We start from the raw sequence: 5,543 nt of genomic DNA, 5'->3' as shown, positions 1-5,543 counted from the left end.
ACCGTATAGACCGGGTTCAGGCTCGTCATCGGCTCCTGGAAGATCATGGCGATCCGGTCGCCGCGGATCTTTCGCATCTCCCGATCGGACAGTCCAAGCAGGTCGCGACCCTGGAAGCGGACCTCGCCGCCAACGGTCCTGGCCCCCGGCTTCGGCAGCAGGCGAAGGATGGAGAGTGCGGTAACGCTCTTTCCGCATCCCGATTCGCCGACAACGCCGAGCGTCTCGCCTTTCTTGACCTGGAAGCTGATGCCGCTCAGCGCACGGGTGACGCTGTCTTCGCCAAAGAAATGCGTTTCGAGGTCTCGCACGTCGAGCAGCAAGTCGTTCCCTAGCCTTTGATGCATCTGCATGTCAGCGCCTCTGCCTGGCGCGGGGATCGAACAGGTCGCGCAGGCCGTCCCCGAGCAGGTTGACGGCAAGGACGGTGACGGCGAGGCAGATACCGGGGGCAAAGATCGTCATTGGCGCCATGCCGAGATAGAGCCGCGAACTGGCGATCATGTTGCCCCAGCTTGGAATGTCAGGCGGCACGCCCACGCCAAGGAAGCTCAGTCCCGCCTCCGTCAGGATCGCACTGGCGCAGACAGTGGCGCCCTGCACCATCAGCGCCGGAATGGTGCTCGGCAGGATGTGGCGCCACAGCACCCTCGGCAGGCGCGCCCCGCCGCACAGCGCGGCTTCGACATAGGGGCGCTCCCGAACCCCCAGCACCACCGAACGGACCAGCCGCGCGACGGCTGGCGTCTCTGGGATTGCGATCGCGACGACCAGGATGCCAAGCCCCGGACCTGTCAAAGATATGAGCGCAATCGCCAGCAGAATGGTCGGGATCGACATCAACCCGTCCATGACCCGCATGACGATATTGTCGAAGCTTCGGCTGTAACCGGCGATGACACCGATCAGGAGCCCGACCACGGCCGCGCTCGCCGCCGACAGCAGCCCAACCAGGAGCGAGATGCGGGCACCGAAGATCGTTCGCGCAAACACATCCCGCCCGAGATTGTCGCTCCCGAACCACATCTCGGCGGAAGGCGGCTGCAGCCGCTTGAACGGATCCATGTTCCCCGGATCGCCGGCGTAAAGCGGCGCGGCCAGCGCCAGGATGATCAGAAGCCCCAGCAGGCCGCCGCCCATCAAGACCAGCGGATGGCGCCTTGCCAGACGCGGAAGGTCAGACAGGCGAAGTCGCCCCGCCGGGACATATTCAACTGGTGCCGATAAAATCGTCATATCAATACCGGATTCGGGGATCGATCAGCGTATAGGCAAGATCGACCGTGAGGTTGATAAGGACGTACAAACCCGAAGTCAGGATGAGCACGCTCTGAATAATGGGATAATCGCGATTGTTGATCGCATCCACGACCAGACGACCGATGCCGGGTATATTGAAGACCGTTTCCGTGAGGACGACTCCGCCGATCAGATAGGCGAAGCTTATGCCAATGACGGTCAGGATAGGGACGCCGGCATTTTTCAAGGCGTGATGGAAAAGCATGGCATAGGACGAAGCACCCTTGGCAGCGGCCGTCCGCATATAGTCTTCCGACAGGACCTCCAGCATGCTCGCCCGCGTAACCCGGGCGATGAATGCGATGTAGCCGAGGCCCAAGCCCACGGTGGGCAGGATTAGGTGCACAAACCAAGGCCCAAGGCCCGCGTCGATCGGCAGATATCCCTGGACCGGCAACCAGTGTGTTCGAATGGCGAAGAAGTAGATCAGGAAAAAACCGATAACAAAGATCGGGACAGAATATCCAACTGCCGAGAATATAGTGAGGAGGCGGTCAACGAGACCGCCAGTTCGCCACGCGGCAAGGATGCCGAACGAGACCCCGACTGTCACCGACAGGATCATCGTCAGGATCGACAAGGAAAGGGTCGGCTCTAGCCGCTGCGAGATGAGCTCGAGAACCGGTCGCCCGGCAAAGATCGAGGTGCCGAAATCGCCGCCGAGCATGTCCCTCACCCAACGGATGAACTGAACCGGCATCGGATCGTTCAGCCCCAGTTGCTCGCGGATGGCAGCTACCATCTCCGCGGTGGCCGACTTGCCGGCGATCATGTCCGCTGGGTCGCCGGGCGCCAGCCTGAGAAGCAGGAAGATGAAGATGCCGACCATCGCCATGACGGCGATGGCCGAAACCAGCCTGCGAAGGATATACGCCGCCATCAGTTAGTGGCTTTCTGCATGTTCCAAAACGGGACATAAGACGGAAAGCCGATGATACTTATCAGGGTCTTGCGGCGCGCGATTGGCTGGACATACTGACCCAGCAGAACCTGAGGCACGTAGTCCCACCATATACGCTGCATCTTGCGGGCCAGCGCCCTGCGCTCTTCGAGCGTTTCTAAATCTACCCATTTAGTTCGAAGAGGCTCATAATCGTCGTTCTGAGGCCAACCGTACCAAGCTTTTGAGCCATTCATTTGCAGGATAGGGTTGGTGGCAACTTGAGGGAAGTTCGCTTCAGCCTCGGAAGTAATGAAGATGCTCCAGCCTCCTTCTTCTACGGACACTTTTTTATTGCGGCGCGCGACCAGCCCGCCCCAGTCGCTTGGCGCAAGCTCGGCATTGACCCAAATCTTCTGCAATGTAGCAGCCAGAAGCTGAGACATATTGCTTGCCTCCGCCCAGTCCGTGGACTGCAGGATCACGACTTTCTCGCCTGCATATCCCGCTTCCTTGAAGAGTTGCTTCGCTTTTTCTGGATCGCCGCCCTTCTTGTACCATTCTGTGTTTTCGTCGTTGGTCAGCGGCGTCTCGTTCCCAAACATCGACGTGACAGGTTTCACATATTTTGAGTCGCCAAAGCCAGCGCGCACCATAGCCTCTTGGTCGATCAGATGAAGCATCGCTTGGCGTGCCTTCACGTTGTCGAACGGCTTTTGCAGACAGTTCATGCGCAGGAACATGTCCTGACCCGTCTTGTCCAAAACCTGAAGTTCAATGTTGGGATCGGCCTCGATGACTGGCAAAAGATCGAGCGGCGGCGAAAGCAAGAAATCAACCTCACCTGCTTGCAAAGCCGCGACGGCAGTCTGCTGATCGGCGAGCATGTCCCAGATGACGTGATCGACTTTCACGATCTTCCCGCCGGCCAGTCCGTCGGCGGGCTCGTTGCGTGGAACGTATTTTTCATTGCGGTCGTAGGTGAAGCTCGCGCCCGGCTTGGCAAGAGCGTGATTGAAGGTGAAGGGGCCCGATCCGATATTCGCGGTCACCTGCTCCGTTGGAGACAGACTTGCGTCCTTCTCGCGCATGATGAATGGGCCTGTGAGGATGGTGAGCAGCGCCCCCAACGGTTCCTTGAGCGCGATGATGAAGGTCTTGTCATCTTGTTTCGAGATGTCCTGGACCCGCGACATAAGCAGTTGCCCGGCGGCCGCTACTGGTCCCCAGCGACGGATCGAGGCCACGCAGTCCGCAGCGGTAACGGGGGTGCCGTCGTGCCACCCCAGACCATCGCGGAGCTCGAACGTATAGGTCTTCCTATCGTCCGATACGCCCCAGTTGCCTACCATCTGCGGATGCGGCTCAAAGTTCGAGTCGGGCCCGAACAGTTTATCGTAAATCGCATAGGCGTGCATGTTGGTAGAGTCGGATGTTGCAACGACCGGGTCAAACGCACTGAGGCTGCCCATCACCATGCGCGCCGTCCGAACATCGGCTACGGGGATTTGTGCCCGCAGGACCGATGGGATCGATAACGCCGTTCCAGCGGCTATGCCTGCTTTCATAAGGCCGCGGCGAGAAATCTTGCCTTCGATCAGTTTCATACGAATTCCCCTGTGATTTGCTGTTTCTTCTCACTGACGCGAGTTGCAGCCGAACTAAACGCGCCTTTTCCCCAAAAGGGGACGATCATTCAGAACACAAATTGGATACACAGTCAATTGTTTGTCCATTTGCAAACGTCTATGTTCGAAACCCGACACACTGAAGCGGGATTAGAGATCGATTTTGTGAGCGCCGATCTGGCAATTTGCCCTCGCATCCTAAGCGAGGGCAAAATTCCGAGACGCAAGCAAGCGAGACATACGAGCGTGAAGGACATCCGATCGATTTTGCGGCTGACGTTTGAGCAGGAGCTTCCTGTTCGCGCCGTCAAGACATCGGTTTCAACGTATTTGCTGCGAGCGCGGGAAGCCTTGCGGTCACCTGGGCTGGATGATGACGAGATAGTGGAACAGCGGCTATTTCGTCGGATGGGACGCCCGCCGCACGGGGCCGATGAGCCGGCCTGGCCGAAGATGGCGAGCGAGCTGAGCGCAAGGGAGTGACGCTCAATCTGTTGTGGCAGGAATAACCGTGAGACCCATCCGGACGGCTATATGTTGCGGCCAAATCTATCTTGCGCACGCCTCTCTCTTGCTCGGGCGTTTGGCCGTCGTGGGTTCTTGACGCAACATAATTCAACGGCTGGGTAGCAAGCCTTTTCCAATGGACGTTTGCTATGGATCGGATGCCGGCCATCCGGCCGGCCACTACCATGATGACGCGCCGTTTGCCGAAGAGCGGGACCGTTGCCTTCGCCACTGTGCGGAACGCGGGGCGACTCCCGCTTCGCTGACGACAAAGCGCCACGAGCTGTTGTGGATTGCCATGCGTTTTGGCCCGGATACTTCTTCGGAGGGTATCGATATCGAGGCCCTCCGACAGATCGCCATTGAGAGGCAGCAAGGCCACGGAGCCGTCACCGCGGCGCGAAGAGTGATCGATATCGAACGATCTTGGCTTCGATTTCTCGGCTGGTGCCTGTCGATGTCCCCGGCCTGAAGATCTCCGAGTTGCCGGTTCGTCTGGTCGCACTAGCGCAGGCGCCTACCGAGCACACGGGTCCATTGCTCGAGCGTCGATGGTGTGAAGCCGCGCTCATCGCGCATTTACCTCACATACTCATCGAGTTGGCTCTGATACTCGAACCCGGCACCCGGTTCACGCCTATTTCGTTCCCAGCCAACGGGACGACGGTCCCGCGTGTCGGTCGCCAATACCGCTTCGGCTCTGCGCAGACATCTGCACTATGCAGGAAAGCGAGGATTGTGCGCATACAGCGTGTTGCCTCACGTAATTTTGTTACCAGCTGCCCAGCGAGAGTGTTACCCGCTCGCCAGACGTGCGGAATCTGAAGCGACATATGGCGCTAGGATGCTGACCTCGTCGATGAGCCGCTGCACGGCTTGTTGTCGCCAGCCCCTGACTCGCTTCTTCCACGTGTGAAGCTGTCGCAAGCTGTATCGTCCGGGGTAACGGGCCTGGAACTCGACAACAAGTTCAAGTGCGGTCTGATCCGGATGCTCTTCAAGGCATCGCGCCATCTCTTCCCAATGGTCCTTAAAGATATCGGGACGTCGACCACGCGGTTTGTCGCTGTGCCGACGATACGTCTTGGGCCCAATGACCACGCCGCGCGCGAGCATCCCGGCGCCAGAGATTGACCCGTCGGACGAGCGTTTTTGTGCTGCTTGCGGGTAAATCGACCTGGAAACTGGACGCACAGCTCTTCGAAGAGTTGCGTGGCGTTGATGTCGGG

Annotated in this window: 5 protein-coding genes and 1 pseudogene; 2 read left to right on the top strand and 4 right to left on the bottom strand. The window is 59.0% G+C overall.

Features of this window, described 5'->3' with window-relative positions:
* From EOA32_RS32375 to EOA32_RS32360, 4 genes are all read right to left on the bottom strand, one after another.
* A partial coding sequence (locus EOA32_RS32375) for an ATP-binding cassette domain-containing protein (protein WP_145971424.1) occupies nucleotides 1-353 on the bottom strand: 353 nt, incomplete at its 3' end.
* Between the two features lies 1 nt (nucleotide 354).
* A complete protein-coding gene (locus tag EOA32_RS32370) occupies nucleotides 355-1,236 on the bottom strand; it encodes an ABC transporter permease (RefSeq protein WP_128373899.1) in 882 nt (293 codons plus the stop codon).
* Nucleotide 1,237: 1 nt separating this feature from the next.
* Nucleotides 1,238-2,179 (bottom strand): ABC transporter permease, encoded by a 942-nt coding sequence (locus tag EOA32_RS32365; protein ID WP_128373898.1) that lies wholly within the window; start codon nucleotides 2,177-2,179, stop codon nucleotides 1,238-1,240.
* A complete protein-coding gene (locus EOA32_RS32360) occupies nucleotides 2,179-3,786 on the bottom strand; it encodes an ABC transporter substrate-binding protein (protein ID WP_128373897.1) in 1,608 nt (535 codons plus the stop codon). Before EOA32_RS32360 ends, EOA32_RS32365 begins: the two co-directional genes overlap by 1 nt.
* 234 nt (nucleotides 3,787-4,020) lie before the next feature.
* Here EOA32_RS32360 and EOA32_RS32355 point away from each other — a divergent pair.
* Both EOA32_RS32355 and EOA32_RS32350 read left to right on the top strand, forming a co-directional pair.
* Nucleotides 4,021-4,341, top strand: a pseudogene (locus EOA32_RS32355) (IS21 family transposase); the annotation flags it as partial.
* 109 nt (nucleotides 4,342-4,450) lie between these two features.
* The gene (locus EOA32_RS32350; RefSeq protein WP_128373896.1) at nucleotides 4,451-4,786 is read left to right on the top strand and encodes a hypothetical protein; all 336 of its coding nucleotides are present in this window, start codon (nucleotides 4,451-4,453) and stop codon (nucleotides 4,784-4,786) included.
* Nucleotides 4,787-5,543: the final 757 nt, after the last annotated feature.

Source organism: Mesorhizobium sp. M1A.F.Ca.ET.072.01.1.1, assembly GCF_004023325.1.
GTDB lineage: Bacteria > Pseudomonadota > Alphaproteobacteria > Rhizobiales > Rhizobiaceae > Mesorhizobium.
This window is presented reverse-complemented; position numbering and strand designations above follow the sequence as displayed.

Bases quoted from the DNA above. Each gene is read 5' to 3' on its own strand.
- EOA32_RS32360 (WP_128373897.1), bottom strand. From the start codon at position 3,786: ATGAAACTGATCGAAGGCAAGATTTCTCGCCGCGGCCTTATGAAAGCA.
- EOA32_RS32365 (WP_128373898.1), bottom strand. From the start codon at position 2,179: ATGGCGGCGTATATCCTTCGCAGGCTGGTTTCGGCCATCGCCGTCATG.
- EOA32_RS32370 (WP_128373899.1), bottom strand. From the start codon at position 1,236: ATGACGATTTTATCGGCACCAGTTGAATATGTCCCGGCGGGGCGACTT.
- EOA32_RS32350 (WP_128373896.1), top strand. From the start codon at position 4,451: ATGGACGTTTGCTATGGATCGGATGCCGGCCATCCGGCCGGCCACTAC.